Origin of the sequence: Listeria sp. PSOL-1, from assembly GCF_902806445.1 — a bacterium.
GTDB lineage: Bacteria > Bacillota > Bacilli > Lactobacillales > Listeriaceae > Listeria.
Genome location: NZ_LR760298.1, coordinates 995,585 through 1,012,080, shown reverse-complemented (window position 1 = coordinate 1,012,080; position 16,496 = coordinate 995,585). Strand labels below are relative to the sequence as shown.

Genomic DNA, 16,496 nt, shown 5'->3' with positions numbered 1-16,496 from the left:
GATTACTGACTGTTATAGAAAAAGAAAGAATGATAGGTTTATGCTATCATCTATTTCTTTTTTCTAAATATCATAGCAGCTTCATTTGATTGAGAGGAGAAAGATGAAGAAAAGAACGATTGGTGTACTGTTTCTGTTAGTTAGTTTTTTGACATTGTCAATATTTGGGGGGCAAGTAAATGCAAATGGAATAATTAAACCTGATTCTAAATTAGGACCTGGTTATTATTCTGCCAATACCCAAGAAAGAGCTATTAAAGCAACAGACCCTACTAAATTTTTGGCTGACATAAAAAATGGTGCACTAGAAAGTTGGAAAAAATATCATGTTCTTCCATCAATTACTGCTGCTCAAGCGGCACTTGAAAGCGGATGGGGAACTTCGGAGTTATCTACAAAAGCACATAATCTTTTTGGTATTAAAGGTGACTATAACGGCCAATATGTAATGATGCCAACGAAAGAATTTATTAATGGGCAATGGGTAACAATAGAAGCTAAATTTAAAAAATATCCAAGCAAAAATGAAAGCATGATTGATCATGGTGATTTTTTACAAAAACCACGTTATCAAAATATTATCGGTGAAACTGACTATAAAACTGTGGCTAAAAACTTACAAGCTGATGGTTATGCAACAGATCCAGAATATGCTAGTAAGTTGATCTCAATTGTTGAACGTTGGGGCTTAGTTAATTGGGATAAAGAAGCTTTTACTAAGGGCAATTTAAAATGGATCTGGGCTTTAGATGTGATGAGTGTTAGAGAGCTTCCCGATTGGAATTCAAAAACAGTATTCCAAGCATATAAATACAAGTCTTTACAGGTTGATTGGGATGTAAAAAAAGATGGTTGGTACCAAGTTCTACTAGATGGTAAAGTAGGGTGGATGAAACCGGCTTATTTTACAAATAAACAACCTTTTGATGAATATAAAGTTCGTGATGCAGTAGCAAATTTCCGCACAGGAGCTGATTGGAATACTCCAGTAGCCTATCAATTACAAAAAAACCAAGTAGTAAGTGTTTCAAAAATAGAGAAGCCAAAAAATGGTTTTTATCCTAGTTATTTCCGAGGCAAGCAAGGGTTTATGCCGATTCAGTATTTAGTTAAATTATAATTCGTGTCATGAATAAAGAAGATAAATCAATGATGATTTATCTTCTTTTATTTGTCGTTTAAAAAAATAAGATGTCAGTATACATGATGTACTATTATTTGATTTTGTATAAATTAAATATATAATAAAGTGCTTTTTAATATGATTTTAACGAAAAAACAATAGAATTTTAACATATATATGCAGGGAGATGCAGTATAATAAAATTACATAAATGACAACAAACTAGTTTTTTGAAAGCGCTTTTTTAATGTGGAATAAATTGTTCCTAAAGATAAGGTTAGGCTAACAGTTTATTTATAAAAAACGAAACGAGGTGAAATTGGTTACGATGTTTTTGTTTTAATAAAATGCGAGGAATGAGGGTGAAATGGATAAAATGAAATTAAAGGGGTTAATTGTTGTTGGAGTAGCATTTGCCATGAGTGTAACTGGATCTGGAATAGCTGAAACCGCTAGTGCGCATGGTTTTATGAGTTCACCAGGCGGAAGAGCTTATTTAGGAAGTAAGTACTTTACACAAGATACTGGCTCAAGACCAGTAAATGAAAATATTGGTTTGGTACAATATGAGCCTCAAAGTATTGAGGCGTTAAAAAACACATTTATTTATGGCAAAATAGCAAGCGCAGGTATTGGCCATTTTAGCCAATTAGATGAACAAAATGAGTCAAGATGGTATAAGACGAATATAAACAGTGGCCCATTAACGGTGAAATGGCGTTTAACAGCTGCACATAGAACATCCACATGGGATTACTATATGACCAAACCAACGTGGAATAAAAATCAACCTTTAAACATCCTTAACTTCGAAAAGATTGCAAGCATTGATGATCACGGATTAATTCCATCCAAAAATGTACAGCAACAAATTAACGTACCAACAGATCGAAAAGGATATCATATCATATTAGCTGTTTGGAATATCCAAGATACAAAAAATGCTTTCTATCAAGTAGCAGATGTTAATGTAAAATAATTTCCAATCGATGAAAAGCGTGTATTTAAGGTTAACAAGAGCCTTAAATACACGCTTTTTATCGCTCTTATTCACTACTAATCTGTTTTGAAAAACCTTCACCAATCACGCTTTGAGCATCATTAATAATAAAAAATGCTTTTTTATCATGTTTATTTACAATTTTAGTTAGTGAAAGCAGTTGTTGTTTGCTAACAACAATATAAAGGATCTTTTTTTCTTGACGCAAGTAATAGCCTTCACCGTTAAGAAGTGTGATGCCGCGCGAAAGTTTCAGGTCGATTTCACGAGCGATATCTTCGTATTTTTCTGAAATGATTGTAACCGATTTTTTGGGGTTGTAACCCTCTAAAATAAAATCAAGAACTTTAGTGGAAATATAAAGTGATACGATTGTAAATAACATATTTTGGAAACCTATCACAATCGTAGAAGGGACAACAACAATTAAGTCAAAGAAAAGAAGGGCATAGCTTGTATTCCAGCCAAGATATTTATTAGCAATTTTTGCTAAAATTGCACTTCCAGCAGTGGTACCACCGCCTTGCATGATTAATCCCATGCCAAGTCCCATTAGCGCACCAGCAGAAATGGCTGATATAATCGTTTGATCTGTATGAAAAGAAAGCATTTTGGTTAACTGTAAAAATAAAGAAGTAAAACTAATGGCAACGACTGTAAGAATAATCGTTAGGCGATCCAAAAAGCGATAACCGATAATAAGTAAAATGCCATTAAACGCTAATGTAGTCAAAGCAGGAGCAATTTTAAATAGGTAAAATAATACCATTGTAAGCCCAGTAACGCCACCTTCACCAAGATCATTTGGCAATGCGAAAACATTTACAGCAAGTGAAAAAATAAAGGCGCCAACAATGATTTTAAGAAAAGTATATCCCCATTCTTTTGGTTTCATAGTGATTCTCCTTTCAAATGGGCGAGACAAAAAAACTCCGAACAACCTAAGTGGAAGTCGGAGTCTTTTTTATAAAAAAGCATTAACAGATGATTATCTATTAACTATCTCACCATAAAAAGTCAATTTATTCTACTTATAATCATAGCATAATGGCACTGAAAAGACAACGCAATCAACCAAAAATAGCAAGAAGTGGCATTAAGTTTAAGAGAAAAAGTCCGATAACAACACCAATAATAATTTTAATAACCATGGGTTTTTCGCTTTCTGCATTTTTCATTATCCAAAACCTCCTTAATTGATCCAGTGTGCGAATTCATTTTTTAACGGCATGTAATTTGCTGTTTTTTTCTTATAGATTTGATAAATAACTAATCCACATAAAAAAGCAGGAAAAATAATAGCAGTTAATATTAATATAATACGAAGCATAAAAACTCCCCCTACTCGTATGAAGCGTAATAATATATTTAGTATATCATAAAATGGCATTGCAGGGTGTAGATATCCCTTCTTAACAATGAAATGTGCTACAATAATTTTGGGTGAGTTGATTTGAATAAAAAAAATAAATTTTATGATATCTATTTAAAACTTGAAAATGATATTAAGTTAGGTAAATATGCCCCTGGTGAACTTTTGCCAAGTGAAAACGAAATGGCAAAATATTTCGCTGTGTCACGTGAAACCATACGAAAAGCATTGGTTTTGTTGCTTGAAAATGGTTATATTCAGAAGATGCAGGGTAAGGGTTCTGTTGTCATTGATCGTAAGCGATATGCTTTTCCAGTGTCAGGTTTGACGAGCTTTAAAGAATTACAAGAAACACAACATTTGAATGCGGCAACGAAAGTAATTAAGAATACATATGAAGTGCTTCCAGAAGACATCAGGAAGTATACTAGCTCAGCTCAAGGTACGTATGCTTGGCACATTGAGCGAGTGAGATATTTCCAAGATGAAGGAACGATTCTTGATTACGATTATTTATTAGACCCTAATATCAAGCGAATAGATAATGCTGTTTTAGAAGACTCTTTATACGCTTTTTTAGAAAATGCGTGTGGTTTTGAAATTAGCTATGCACAAAAAGAGATTACAGTGGAGCGAATAACTGAGAATGATAAAAAATGGCTCACACTAGATCATGATACACATATTGTCGTTGTACGAAGTGCTGTTTTTTTGAAAGATACTACTTTATTTCAATATACAGAATCGAGGCATCGATTGGATCGCTTTCGCTTTATTGATTTTGCAAGGAGGAGGTAAAGATGTCTGTTAATTTTCTTGGTATGCGTATCTGCCTTTATATAAAACAAAGGCAGCAGCTGTGATAAGGAGTACTCCCATCATTGCTGGGGCAGCATGACCAAATGTCACATAAATTTGACCACCGATAATAGGACCGATAATTCTTGCTAGCGACTGGATAGACTGGCTCCCCCCTTGGATTCGCCCTTGCTCACTAGAAGCAGCGGATTTTGAGATCATCCCATTAAATGATGGCCCAAATATCGAATCTCCAAAACCAAAAATAAACATTCCGATAATAAATAATGGATAGTATGAGAATAAAGCAGATAAAGCAATTAAGGCGTAACCAATGATTTCTGAGGTCATGCCAAGTAGCGTTATTTGCAGGTCGCTAAGCTTTAATAAAAGCTTTGGCATGATGAGCCCTTGGGAAATAATATCTTGAATTCCCATAATGGAAAACATGAAGCCAATGATTACTGGCGCCCAGTGGAAACTATCAAGTGAAAACTGTGAAAAAATCGCTTGAAAAGAGCCGTTTGGAATCCAGAGTAAGAATGCTGAAATAAGTAGTCTTTTTAGTGTTTTTACAGAAAGTACATGAGCAAGTTGGCTAAGAGGATTAAGCCTAATCACAGTGATTTTTTTCAAGCGGTTTTGCTTTTTGAGACTTTCAGGCATGTAAAAGAATCCATAAACAAGATTGAGTAAAGTAATAAGTGCGCCAAAAAACATCGGAACAGCGTAGCCAAAATGAGCGAGTAGACCACCAATTGTAGGGCCAATCGCAGCACCAACACCGACCATCGCGCTAGCCCAACCAAAATATTTTGTTCGTTCTTCTCTAGGAATAATATCAGCAAAATAAGCAAATATTGTACTAACAACGCCACCAGTTAGGCCTTCGATGATGCGGCCGAGAAATAGAATCCATAATGCACCGCCGATACCAAATATGAAGTATCCAATAGCGGATCCTAAAAGGCAGCTTAAAAGGATTGGGCGGCGTCCAAAACGATCACTTAAAGCGCCGATACCGGGAGCAGCAAAAAAGACACAAAACGCATAAACCGAGGTTAAAAGCGTAACGGAAATGGCTTGTGCTTCTGGGCTATTTACATAAGGTTTTACTAAAAATGGAACAACTGGTGCAATGATGCTAAAGCCTATTCCACAAAGGAATACGGCCATAAGTCCAAATATTAAAGCGCTTTTTTCAACGCTTTCTTTTTTATTATTGGATTTAAAGTTGAACATGAAGTTCTCCCCTCAACAGATATTTTTTATTTCCTTGGAAACATTAATAAGTTTATTCTATTTTTGTTTCTTTGTCAACAAAAAATAAAGAATAAAAAAAGCCTTCACAAATAAATGGAAGACCGCTTTTTCATTTCTATCATTTTAAGGCATTAAATTTCTCAGCTTGTTCCATTGAAAATCGCAAGCTATCGATAAGATATTGCGCTGAAAGATCCGTAATCACTTCACCAGAAAAGGTAAGTCCTTCTTCATTTTCAATGTCTTCGCAAATTTTATCCATTCGATATTTAATATCTTTACTCACTGCTTCATCAGATAATTTATACGAAGGAATACTATTTTCCCCTAACAAATAATCGACACTGACGTCGTAAAGGGCAGCAATCTGTGTAAGCCGTTCTAAATCTGGCTCACGAATCCCATATTCCCAGTTCCCATAAGTTGAAGGGGCTTTTAATCCTAACCGTTTCGCTGTTTCTGCTTTCGTCCAACCTTTTTTCTCTCTAAGTAAAGTTAAGCGTCGACTCAGTTTTGGCAAATTCATTCACTCCTTAGTTTGTTGTTTTACATAATAATGTGAATAAGATAGTGAAAATATGTAGTAAGATATCTTCTTTCACCATTATATAATAATTTCGTTATTTTAGCTATAATTCAACACATTTGGATCATTTATCGTTTGACATACACGATTTGAGTTTCTAAAATAGAATAAAGCATCTCAAAATGTGTTGGGAGGTACAAAATGAATGGTACAGCAGGGCATTAAGAGGGTCAACGTCAAAAAAATTAGAGAGATTAGGTTAAGCAGGGGGATTACACAAGCATTTATCGCAAGGAAGATGGGTTACCGTTACACATCTGGTTATTCCAATATCGAAAAAGGGGTCGTTAGGTTATCTTATAGGAACGCTTTAATTTTAAGCGAAATATTGATGTGTGATTTAGAGGATTTTTGTGACGAAACATCTTATATCCAAGGAAGAAACTAATAGGCGGTTGATGTGCGTTTTCGAAGTGAACGCGCATTTTTTATTGTAAGTGCTTTTGGCTAAATTGATTATATAGGAAGCGAGAGGAGCAGTTCTTTTTTTATGAATGGATGGTTCACGAAATCACAAGTTAGGGAACTATTCTTGATATGGAAGAAATACAGTGAAGTTTCATTGGATTTATGCTAAAGTAAAGTTATTAGTAAATACGAGAAATATTGGAAGCGGTTCATCGCTTGATGGTATTTGATGTAATTAAAGCAGTATACGATTAGGAGTGATTACATGTAGCTCTAACCTTATCTTGAGTGGTATGGATGGCAATAGATTTTAGGAGGTGTATCTTATGATGGGAAATCGTAATTTTTATATTAGAGCCCTTATCATTACTGCGATTTATTTATTGTGTGTATGGAAATGGGGAATTTATAACGTAACTCCTTTTTTGTTTGCCTATATTGTGTTACAGATATTAATTACTTATTTAATAACAAAAAAAAGTAAGAATAAAAGGTGCTAAATGAAGGTGATTATACATACTGGCTTGTGCCAATATCGAAAAAGGTTAGTGACACGATCACAGAGGTGCACTTTAATTTCACGTGAAATATGAACCTACATTTTTCTTACACCCCACATTTGGTACTTTTGCCTAAATTGATGATACCCAAAGTAGGACGAATGATCCTTTTTTTACGAATGGATTGTTCATGGAATCACAATTTGGTAAACTATTGGTATAAGGAGTGATAATGATGAAACAAAGTTTAGCCCATGCGCAAATGTTTGATTATTTATTAAAAAAATATCGCAACCAAGAGCTGTTTAAAGAAATACAAATGGTTGTTGAAATGGATGGCAAATTATGGACTGGCGATTTTATCCATTTAGAAGATTGTCATATTATTGAAACGGATTGGGAAGACCGCTCTTTTTCTCGAGTTGAGCGGACACGTGATGCGATTAATAGTGAGTTTGATCAAAAAATCCAGGCTTCAAATGTTAATGTCAGTCAGAATCGAATTGATGCAAAAATTGCGAGTTTAAAAACCAGTGAAATTCTTTATCAAGAAATTACTAATTTTATCCAAACCATTGAGGATGATACAACAACGCTTAAGCCTTTTCTTTATAACGCTTATTGTCTAGATACGCGTGTAAAATTGCCTTTCTTAGCTATTTCGAAGCAATCAATCAGCATTGTTTCTTTAACAAAATAATGATCTAAAAGAGTCTTTGACGTAAACAAAATAAATCGACGACAAGTACTTGCGATTAAAAAGATTTGCTAGACTTTCGGTTCCGTACGCTCCGCTTCTGGCAAGTCTTTTAAATACAAGTGCTTTCGCTCGATTTGTTGTGTTCAATATGCAGACCCTACGCTAATTTTTTAAATTATATTTTCTTAAAAAATAGCGTTAAATCGTATAATGTCTCAGACTCTTTTTGTGCCCAAAAAAATGGTTGCGCTTTCACTGGAAATATAGTATATTTATTATACAACTTGTATATACAAGTTTTGAGAGGAGGAAAAAGTTTTTATGGCAAATTATACTCAAGAGGCAAGCGAACTACTTCACTTAATCGGTGGAAAAGCTAATATTTCTTCTGTTACTCATTGTGCTACGCGGATGCGTTTTGTATTACAAGACCCTGCAAAAGCGGATGTTAAAAAAATTGAAGAGCTCACATCTGTTAAAGGAACGTTCACCCAAGCTGGGCAATTTCAAGTTATTATCGGAAATGATGTACAAGTTTTTTATAATCATTTTACAAAAGTTGCTGGAATTGAAGGCGTTAACAAAGAGGAAGTAAAAATGGACGCAAAAAAGAATATGAGCATTTTACAGCGCATGCTTGCAGCGCTTGCGGAAATTTTTACTCCGCTTATACCAGCGATTGTTGTTGGTGGTCTCATTCTAGGTTTTCGCAATGTAATTGGTGATATTAAAATGTTAGAAGATGGAACAAAGACGATTGCACAAGTTTATCCTTTTTGGAATGGTGTATATAGCTTTCTTTGGCTTATTGGTGAAGCTATTTTCCACTTTTTACCTGTTGGAATTACATGGTCTATTGCTAAGAAAATGGGAACAACACAAATTCTTGGGATTGTCCTTGGTTTAACCCTTGTTTCACCGCAATTATTAAATGCTTATAGCGTGGCAACAACTGCTGCAAAAGACATTCCAGTTTGGGATTTTGGCTTTGCGCAAGTTCCAATGATTGGTTATCAAGCCCAAGTTATTCCAGCCATGTTAGCCGGATTTTTACTAGCTTATCTTGAGATTGGTTTACGAAAAATAGTGCCCAATGCAGTTTCAATGATTGTTATTCCGTTTTTTGCACTTATACCAACAGTTTTAGCGGCACATATTATTCTTGGGCCAATTGGTTGGAAAATTGGTGATGTGGTAGCAAGTGTTGTTTATTCTGGTCTTACAAGTAGTGTTAGTTGGCTGTTTGCCGCCTTATTTGGTTTCTTGTATGCACCACTTGTTGTCACAGGCTTACACCACATGAGTAATGCCATCGATCTACAGTTGATGAGCCAATTTAATGGAACAAATCTGTGGCCAATGATTGCGCTTTCTAATATTGCACAAGGTTCGGCTGTACTTGCTATTTTCTTTTTACATCGTGGTAATGAGAAAGAAGAACAAGTATCGATTCCGGCAACAATCTCTTGTTATCTTGGCGTTACAGAACCAGCGATGTTTGGAATCAACCTCAAATATCTTTATCCATTTATTGCAGCGATGATTGGCTCGTCAGTTGCAGCGGTAATTTCTGTTTCAAGTGGAGTGATGGCGAATTCGATTGGGGTGGGTGGTTTACCAGGGATTCTATCCATTAAGCCACAGTTTTATGTTATTTTTGCCATTTGTATGATCATTGCGGTGATTATTCCATTTATGCTGACTATTTTATTCCGCAAATATAATATTTTTAATAAAGTTGATACTGCACCCATCAGCACATTTGGTAAAAATGAATATCGGAAAGCTGCTAATATGGTGAAGAAAGAGGTTTAATATTTATGAAAGATATCGCAAGCATGACCATTTATCAGGTTTATCCACGTTCATTTTATGACACCAATAAAGATGGGGTAGGCGATATTCCTGGGGTTACTGCAAAACTTGATTACATTCAGTCACTTGGTATTCAGATGATTTGGATTAACCCTTTCTATCCTTCCCCGCAAAATGACAATGGGTATGATATTTCTAATTATACCGCAATTGATCCACTGTTTGGGACGATGGCTGATTTTGAAGAACTCGTTTCCGAAGCCAAAAAAAGACAAATGGGGATTATGATTGATCTGGTTTTGAATCATACATCAACAGAGCATGAATGGTTTCAAAAAGCTTTAGCAGGAGATCCATATTATCGCGATTTTTATTATTTCCGAGAAGGCCGTTCGGATGGCTCAGCCCCGACAAACTGGGAATCAAAATTTGGCGGTAGCGCTTGGGAAAAGCTCCCGAATAAAAATGAATATTATTTGCATCTTTATGACGTGACTCAAGCGGATTTGAATTGGGAAAATAGGAATGTTCGTCAAGCGCTTTATGATGTTGTCCACTTTTGGATGACAAAAGGTGTGTCGGGATTTCGTTTAGATGTCTTAAATGTAATTTCAAAACCAGCCCGCTTTGAGGATGATCTTTTAGGTGATGGCAAGCGTTTTTATACAGATGGACCTAAGATTCATCACTATTTAAAAGAACTTCATGCAAGCACATTTGGTCCTTTGAGCTTAGTAACAGTAGGCGAGATGTCTTCTACAAATGTAGAAAACTGCATTCGCTACAGCAATCCAAATGAAAAAGAGCTCAATATGGTGTTTCATTTCCATCATTTAAAAGTAGACTATAAAGATGGTAAAAAATGGCAGCTTGATCGTGTGCGTTTTGCTGAGTTAAAAGAACTTTTTCATTCATGGCAAATAGAGATGGCAGATGGGGGAGGTTGGGATGCTCTTTTTTGGAATAATCATGATCAACCGCGGGCACTTGGGCGTTTTGTCTCTGATAAGTCAGAGTACCATTACCAGGCGGCAACACTTCTTGCAGCAACGATTCACTTTATGCGCGGAACACCTTATGTTTATATGGGCGAAGAGATTGGAATGATTAATCCAAAATTTACAGAAATTGATAAGTATCGTGACATTGAAACAATCAATCATTACAACATTCTCCAAAATGATGGCTTCACTGAACAGGAAACAATGAATATTATTAAAGAGCGTTCACGTGATAATAGTCGAATTCCGATGCAATGGGATTCTTCGCATTATGCTGGTTTTTCGAGTGTTGAACCATTTTACCCTATTTCAGATAGTAAAAAATGGATCAACGTAGCGGAAAGTGTAACAAATGAGCAAAGTATCTTTTACTTCTATAAAAAACTGATTCAGCTGCGTAAAGAACTCGATGTCATTCAAAAAGGAAGCTACATACCTCTTTATTTAGAACAAGAGCGAGTGATTAGCTATTTACGTAAAAATGATACAACAGAATTACTTACAATCCACTACTACGGAGAGGAACCTGTACAGCTCCAATTGCCTGACCATTTTTTAGAGGCAGAAATTTTATTAAGCAACAGTGATCGACAAGAACTTACAAAACAAATAAAGTTGAAGCCTTATGAAACTTTAGCTGTCATTCGGCAGGATTAAATCTTATAAAAAGCTTGGATATAAACGAATTAATTCAGTGATAACGCTTGATTACATCGTTTCGATCTCCAAGCTTTTTGTATCATTAAAAATAGGAATCGTGGAGTCATGTCAATTTGTAGCTAAATTCACTAAGTTGTTATATAATTGTAAAAGAATAAACTTTAATGTATATTTTGCTAATCAATAAAGTTTAAAAACGGGAAAGCAAGATATAACAACAAACCAAGGAGTGAATGAACTTGCCAAAACTGAACAAACGTTTAACTTTACTTAGAGAGAAAAAAGGTTGGACGAAAGCAGAAACAGCGAGACGGTTAGGATTAAAAGCCCCTTCAACTTATGGGAACTGGGAATATGGGATTCGTGAGCCAGATTTAGAACGGCTTACACAGATTGCTGCCCTTTACGACGTCAGTGTCGATTATTTGTTAGGAGAAAATAGTATTCCTTCGTATAAATTATCTGATGAAGCAGTGAGTAAAGATATTAAATATCGAATGGATAAAATTTGCGAAGACATTGAAAACGAAGAAGGACTTACCTTCTCTGGTGAAGTGATTACGGATCTTTCAGCGCAATATCTTATCGATAGCTTGCGATTTTCAATGGAGCAAGCTGAGAAATTTAATGCCTTAAAATGATACCGCTTTTCCAAGGGGTATTTTTTTTGAAAAAAAGCACTTCCAAAATCGCTAAATTTGTGTAAAATAAAATTAGTATGGAAGAGAGGATATTAAGTTATGCGCAGAACTTTAAAAAATTGTAAGCGAATTGTCATTAAAGTAGGAACCAGTACATTAATGCATGCAAACGGAAATATAAATTTACGAAGAATTGAAAGTTTAGCGATGGTTTTATCAGAACTTCGTAACGAAGGGAAAGAAGTTGTCCTTGTATCTTCTGGTGCAATTGGTGTGGGGGCACGAAAATTGCGATTAAAAGAGCGACCAAAGTCAATTCCAGAACAACAAGCCGTTGCAGCAGTCGGGCAAAGTGAGCTTATGCATATTTATAGTAAGTTTTTTGGTGAACTTGGTTATACGGTTGGGCAAGTTCTCCTTACACGCGATGTTATAGACTATCCAACGAGTAGGGAAAATGTTATTAATACATTAAATACATTAATTGAACAAGGAATTATTCCAATCGTTAATGAAAATGATACAGTTTCAGTTGATGAAATTGAGCACATTACTAAATTTGGTGATAATGATCGATTATCTGCCATCGTTGCTCGCCTAGTTGATGCTTCTTTGCTAATTATGCTTTCAGATATAAATGGTTTTTATGAAAGCGATCCAACTCAAAATCCACTTGCAAAAATGTTTCATGAGATTAACGCGATTACACCAAATCTCGAAATGCTTGCAGGTGGAAAAGGTTCAGATTTTGGAACAGGTGGCATGCTTACAAAACTAGCGGCTGCTGATTATTGTCTTAAATCTGGTCAGAAGATGATTTTAACAAACGGTGAGAACCCGAAATTGATTTTTGATATTTTAGATGGAAAAAAAATCGGAACATTATTTGCTGAGTCGAAAGAAATAAAGGAGGATATGTCTGGTGTCTGAACTCATTTTAAAAGGGAAAGCGGCAAAAGAAGCCAGTCAATCGCTTTCTTTAGCCGAAACAAATAAAAAGAACGCAGCGCTTGTTGCTCTTTCTGAAAAATTATTACAAGAAGAAGAGCGCATTTTAGAGGCTAACCAAAAAGACTTAATGGTAGCAAAGAAAAAAGGAATCGTAGAGGCGATGCTTGATCGTCTGCGTTTAACCAAAGAACGAGTAGCAGAAATGGCAGAAGCCGTAAAACAAGTAGCCAGTCTAAAAGATCCAATTGGCGAAGTTACCAATATGTGGCAAAATGAAGCAGGTCTTTCGATTGGTAAAAAGAAAGTACCGCTTGGCGTTATTGGTATTATCTATGAATCACGTCCTAATGTGACTGTAGATGCAGCTGTTCTTTGTTTTAAGACAGGGAATGCAGTCATTTTACGTGGTGGAAGTGATGCGATCCATTCGAATCAAGCACTGGTTGGAGTGATTAGAGAATCTTTAGCGCATTCTGGGTTTCCAGTGGATAGTGTACAATTAATTGAAGATACCTCTAGAGAAACCGCGCAAGAATTAATGCGCTTAAATCGTTTCCTTGATGTACTTATTCCAAGAGGAGGGTCTAAGCTCATCCAAAGTGTTTTAGAAACGGCCACAGTACCTGTCATTGAAACGGGAACAGGAAATTGTCATGTGTATATCGATCAAGATGCTGAAAAAGAGATGGCGATAAACATTACAGTTAATGCGAAGTGTTCACGCCCTTCCGTTTGTAATGCGATCGAAACACTTGTTATTCATGAAGATGTTGCTGCAAAGTTTTTGCCAGAAATCGAACAAGCATTAGCGCCTTATCATGTTGAACTTCGAGCAGATGCGCATGCTTTAAATTACTTAAGCCAAGCTAAGCTAGCAACAGATGAAGATTTTCAAACGGAATTTTTAGATTTTATTTTAGCAATAAAGGTCGTTCAGTCTATTGATGAGGCGGTTGCACATATTAATTATTATGGAACAAAACATTCAGAAGCTATCGTAACAACAAATTATTTTGCTGCTCAAAAATTTCAAAGAGAAATCGATGCGGCTGCGGTTTATGTTAATGCTTCGACTCGTTTTACTGATGGCTTTGAATTTGGTTTTGGGGCGGAAATTGGAATCAGTACACAAAAGCTTCATGCACGCGGACCGATGGGGCTTTCAGAACTTACATCAACAAAATATATCATTTTTGGTGAGGGACAAATAAGGTAAAGTTAATAATGAAAAAAGGAGTTCTACTGAATGACACAGTTTCCCGAGATTATTACACGTTTTTTAAAAGAAGGGATCTCAAGTTTAAGCTACTCAGAAGTGCAACACGCGATTGTTTTTTTAGAGAATTTGCACGAAGAGAATACGGCTGATGAAAAAGCTGTGGTGTTGCTTTTACAAATTTATAATCAATTAGAAGAATTTACACAAGCACTCCAGATTGGCCAGACCTTTTTGTTAGAATATGGTTATTCCAAACAGGTTTTAGCTGAGCTTTCAACGAGCTATCTGCAAACAGGTCAGATCGATACGTACTTTACATTAGTTCGTGATTTTATGGCAAAATCAGGGGTTGCAAAAAAAGAGCCAACCCGAAATAATGTGATTTTGTTTCCTAAAAAAAGAGTGGACGAGCATGTTATCGGCCAATTTTTAGAGATTTCAGTGCCAGAGCAGCTCGTTTTTTTACGAGGGATTCAAACAACAGATATTTCAAATTATGTTCCTTTTTTTCGTGATTTTTTACAAAATGATGAGTTGTCACCTTACGTGAAGACTGTTATTTTTGAGTTGCTAGAAATTGCAAACAGTAATGAAGAATTTTTAATAACTAAACTGAATTTAGAAGGAAGTTTTAATCCAAGTAAACTTGAAAAGTCCGACTTTATTAACATATTAAAAAAGGAGCTTGATAAAAGGTTAGAGAATGAAAACCCCATATTATTGGAGCAGCTTTTAACAACCGTTGATCGACATTTGTTTATGGTCTATCCGTTTACTTTTGAGCCGAATAGAGTCGAGTTGTGGGTCGAAGCTTATCTAAAGTGGGCGGAGGATTTATATCAAGATGCTAACAAAATAGATAGAATAAAAGATCCTGAATTAGAAAAAGCATTAGCATTTATCCATACCTTAGAAAATTATGAGCGAAATTCATTAATTTAACGGTTTCTTGTTTTCAATACAATGTAATTTATGCTATCATGAATTAGTATGGCTGAAACTTGCCATAAGAGCAGTGAATTGAACTAAATCGATGTTGGAGGGAATATACCATGTCAGTAAATTGGGAAAAAAAAGAAGGAAACATTGGGACCCTTACTTTTGAAATTAGCCAAGAAGAAATTAAAACGGGTTTAGATCGTGCATTCCAAAAAGTACGTAAAACGATTAATGTGCCCGGTTTTCGTAAAGGAAAAGTATCACGTCAAATCTTTAACCAACGCTTTGGAGAAGAAGCACTTTATCAAGATGCTTTGGATATTATGCTTCCTGAGGTTTATTCTAAAGCAGTCGAAGAAGCTGGAATCGAGCCTGTTGATACCCCACAAGTTAATGTTGAATCAATGGAAAAGGATGAAAACTGGAAACTTTCTGCTGAAGTAACTGTAAAACCTGAAGTAAAACTTGGTGAATACAAAGGTCTTGAAGTAGCCAAACAAGATGCTGAATTAAAAGATGCGGAAGTAGAAGCCGAGCTTAAAACATTACAAGAACGCCAAGCCGACCTCGTTGTAAAAGATGAAGATCAAGCCGCGGAATCAGGCGATACAGTTGTGATCGATTTTGAAGGACTTAAAGACGGTGTGGCTTTTGAAGGTGGTCAAGCAGAAAACTTCTCACTTGAGCTTGGATCTGGTCAATTTATTCCAGGATTTGAAGAACAATTAGTGGGAATTAAAACTGGTGAAGAAAAAGAACTGAATGTAACTTTCCCAGAAGAATACCATGCCGAAGATTTAGCTGGAAAGCCAGTTGTCTTTAAAGTAAAAGTTCACGAAATTAAAACAAAAGAAGTACCTGAATTAGATGACGAACTTGCAAAAGACATTGATTCCGAAGTCGAAACCGTTGCAGAACTAAAAGAAAAAGTAACAAAGCGCCTAAAAGATGCCAAAGAAGAAGCGGCTGTTCAAGGAAAAAAAGACGAAGTGATTGCTAAAGCCGTTGAAAATGCTGAAGTGGATATTCCGCATGCAATGATTCATCACGAAGCCGATCACTTAATGAATCATTTTGCGCAAGATTTAGAAGCTCAAGGTTTAACACCAGACCTTTACTACCAATTTACTGGGCAAACTGAAGAAGCAATGCACGAACAAATGGAAAAAGATGCTGAAAAACGCGTGAAAATGAATCTTGTTCTTGAAGCGATTGCTAAAGCTGAAAAAATTGAGCCATCCGAAAAAGAAGTAGATGATGAAGTGACAACACTTGCTGAAAAATACAACATGGAAAAAAGTGCTGTCTTAAAAGCTTTAGGGAATTTAAGCGAGCTAAAAGAAGATATTAAAATCCGCAAAGCAACAGATCTTCTAGTAGATCAAGCTGTAGAGAAATAATGAAGTAGCTTGATATAATTCGAGTAAAACGTTTGAATTTAAAGGTTTGACAGCATCATTTCGCTATGCGTCCTTTTATCATGATGGACTCACCACATGAAAAGTCTGCAAAAGCGTTTT

Annotated in this window: 16 protein-coding genes; 12 read left to right on the top strand and 4 right to left on the bottom strand. The window is 35.7% G+C overall.

The genetic code is table 11. The annotated features are described in order from the left end of the window. Positions 1-103 precede the first annotated feature (103 nt). On the top strand, positions 104-1,120 hold the full coding sequence (locus tag G6Q10_RS04910) for a glucosaminidase domain-containing protein (protein WP_163653592.1): 1,017 nt from the start codon (positions 104-106) through the stop codon (positions 1,118-1,120). Between the two features lie 370 nt (positions 1,121-1,490). Further along, the gene (locus G6Q10_RS04905) at positions 1,491-2,102 is read left to right on the top strand and encodes a lytic polysaccharide monooxygenase (protein WP_163653590.1); all 612 of its coding nucleotides are present in this window, start codon (positions 1,491-1,493) and stop codon (positions 2,100-2,102) included. Positions 2,103-2,169: 67 nt separating this feature from the next. On the opposite strand, the gene G6Q10_RS04900 is transcribed toward G6Q10_RS04905, so the two are convergent. Then, entirely contained in the window at positions 2,170-3,018 is an 849-nt protein-coding gene (locus tag G6Q10_RS04900) for a YitT family protein (protein ID WP_163653589.1), read from the bottom strand. A 297-nt stretch (positions 3,019-3,315) separates the two neighbouring features. Beyond that, the gene (locus G6Q10_RS10035) at positions 3,316-3,453 is read right to left on the bottom strand and encodes a hypothetical protein (protein ID WP_197914078.1); all 138 of its coding nucleotides are present in this window, start codon (positions 3,451-3,453) and stop codon (positions 3,316-3,318) included. Between the two features lie 123 nt (positions 3,454-3,576). On the opposite strand from G6Q10_RS10035, the gene treR reads away from it, so the two are divergent. After that, positions 3,577-4,293 carry a trehalose operon repressor gene (gene treR / locus G6Q10_RS04895; protein ID WP_163653587.1) on the top strand — a complete coding sequence of 239 codons (717 nt, stop codon included), beginning with the start codon at positions 3,577-3,579 and terminating at the stop codon, positions 4,291-4,293. 9 nt (positions 4,294-4,302) lie between these two features. On the opposite strand, the gene G6Q10_RS04890 is transcribed toward treR, so the two are convergent. Continuing rightward, positions 4,303-5,535 carry an MFS transporter gene (locus tag G6Q10_RS04890; protein ID WP_163653585.1) on the bottom strand — a complete coding sequence of 411 codons (1,233 nt, stop codon included), beginning with the start codon at positions 5,533-5,535 and terminating at the stop codon, positions 4,303-4,305. 139 nt (positions 5,536-5,674) lie between these two features. Then, positions 5,675-6,076 carry a helix-turn-helix domain-containing protein gene (locus G6Q10_RS04885; RefSeq protein WP_163653584.1) on the bottom strand — a complete coding sequence of 134 codons (402 nt, stop codon included), beginning with the start codon at positions 6,074-6,076 and terminating at the stop codon, positions 5,675-5,677. Positions 6,077-6,287: 211 nt separating this feature from the next. Between G6Q10_RS04885 and G6Q10_RS04880 the strand changes: the two genes are divergently transcribed. The 9 genes from G6Q10_RS04880 to tig all read left to right on the top strand — a co-directional run bounded on the left by G6Q10_RS04880 (position 6,288) and on the right by tig (position 16,376). Continuing rightward, positions 6,288-6,530, top strand: a complete 243-nt coding sequence (locus G6Q10_RS04880; protein ID WP_163653583.1) for a helix-turn-helix domain-containing protein — start codon at positions 6,288-6,290, stop codon at positions 6,528-6,530. Between the two features lie 755 nt (positions 6,531-7,285). Next, positions 7,286-7,750: a hypothetical protein gene (locus tag G6Q10_RS04875; RefSeq protein WP_163655745.1), complete on the top strand. Its 465-nt coding sequence runs from the start codon at positions 7,286-7,288 to the stop codon at positions 7,748-7,750. Between the two features lie 321 nt (positions 7,751-8,071). Beyond that, positions 8,072-9,565 carry a PTS system trehalose-specific EIIBC component gene (treP, locus tag G6Q10_RS04870; protein WP_163653582.1) on the top strand — a complete coding sequence of 498 codons (1,494 nt, stop codon included), beginning with the start codon at positions 8,072-8,074 and terminating at the stop codon, positions 9,563-9,565. A gap of 5 nt (positions 9,566-9,570) precedes the next feature. Further along, the gene (gene treC / locus G6Q10_RS04865) at positions 9,571-11,223 is read left to right on the top strand and encodes an alpha,alpha-phosphotrehalase (protein ID WP_163653581.1); all 1,653 of its coding nucleotides are present in this window, start codon (positions 9,571-9,573) and stop codon (positions 11,221-11,223) included. 242 nt (positions 11,224-11,465) lie between these two features. Further along, positions 11,466-11,867, top strand: a complete 402-nt coding sequence (locus G6Q10_RS04860) for a helix-turn-helix domain-containing protein (RefSeq protein WP_163653579.1) — start codon at positions 11,466-11,468, stop codon at positions 11,865-11,867. Positions 11,868-11,966: 99 nt separating this feature from the next. Continuing rightward, complete coding sequence (gene proB / locus G6Q10_RS04855) at positions 11,967-12,797, top strand: glutamate 5-kinase (RefSeq protein WP_163653577.1); 831 nt, start codon at positions 11,967-11,969, stop codon at positions 12,795-12,797. Continuing rightward, positions 12,790-14,034 carry a glutamate-5-semialdehyde dehydrogenase gene (locus tag G6Q10_RS04850; protein ID WP_163653575.1) on the top strand — a complete coding sequence of 415 codons (1,245 nt, stop codon included), beginning with the start codon at positions 12,790-12,792 and terminating at the stop codon, positions 14,032-14,034. The genes proB and G6Q10_RS04850 overlap by 8 nt, the downstream gene beginning before the upstream one ends. Positions 14,035-14,064: 30 nt before the next feature. Beyond that, on the top strand, positions 14,065-14,979 hold the full coding sequence (locus G6Q10_RS04845; protein WP_163653574.1) for a tetratricopeptide repeat protein: 915 nt from the start codon (positions 14,065-14,067) through the stop codon (positions 14,977-14,979). Between the two features lie 110 nt (positions 14,980-15,089). Then, positions 15,090-16,376 (top strand): trigger factor, encoded by a 1,287-nt coding sequence (gene tig / locus G6Q10_RS04840; protein ID WP_163653573.1) that lies wholly within the window; start codon positions 15,090-15,092, stop codon positions 16,374-16,376. The last annotated feature ends 120 nt before the right edge of the window (positions 16,377-16,496 follow it).

What these genes read in the sequence shown, in the direction of transcription:
- G6Q10_RS04910 (WP_163653592.1), top strand. Translation starts at nt 104, where the DNA reads ATGAAGAAAAGAACGATTGGTGTACTGTTTCTGTTAGTTAGTTTTTTG.
- G6Q10_RS04905 (WP_163653590.1), top strand. Translation starts at nt 1,491, where the DNA reads ATGGATAAAATGAAATTAAAGGGGTTAATTGTTGTTGGAGTAGCATTT.
- G6Q10_RS04900 (WP_163653589.1), bottom strand. Translation starts at nt 3,018, where the DNA reads ATGAAACCAAAAGAATGGGGATATACTTTTCTTAAAATCATTGTTGGC.
- G6Q10_RS10035 (WP_197914078.1), bottom strand. Translation starts at nt 3,453, where the DNA reads ATGCTTCGTATTATATTAATATTAACTGCTATTATTTTTCCTGCTTTT.
- G6Q10_RS04890 (WP_163653585.1), bottom strand. Translation starts at nt 5,535, where the DNA reads ATGTTCAACTTTAAATCCAATAATAAAAAAGAAAGCGTTGAAAAAAGC.
- G6Q10_RS04880 (WP_163653583.1), top strand. Translation starts at nt 6,288, where the DNA reads ATGGTACAGCAGGGCATTAAGAGGGTCAACGTCAAAAAAATTAGAGAG.
- G6Q10_RS04875 (WP_163655745.1), top strand. Translation starts at nt 7,286, where the DNA reads ATGAAACAAAGTTTAGCCCATGCGCAAATGTTTGATTATTTATTAAAA.
- treP (WP_163653582.1), top strand. Translation starts at nt 8,072, where the DNA reads ATGGCAAATTATACTCAAGAGGCAAGCGAACTACTTCACTTAATCGGT.
- treC (WP_163653581.1), top strand. Translation starts at nt 9,571, where the DNA reads ATGAAAGATATCGCAAGCATGACCATTTATCAGGTTTATCCACGTTCA.
- proB (WP_163653577.1), top strand. Translation starts at nt 11,967, where the DNA reads ATGCGCAGAACTTTAAAAAATTGTAAGCGAATTGTCATTAAAGTAGGA.
- G6Q10_RS04845 (WP_163653574.1), top strand. Translation starts at nt 14,065, where the DNA reads ATGACACAGTTTCCCGAGATTATTACACGTTTTTTAAAAGAAGGGATC.
- tig (WP_163653573.1), top strand. Translation starts at nt 15,090, where the DNA reads ATGTCAGTAAATTGGGAAAAAAAAGAAGGAAACATTGGGACCCTTACT.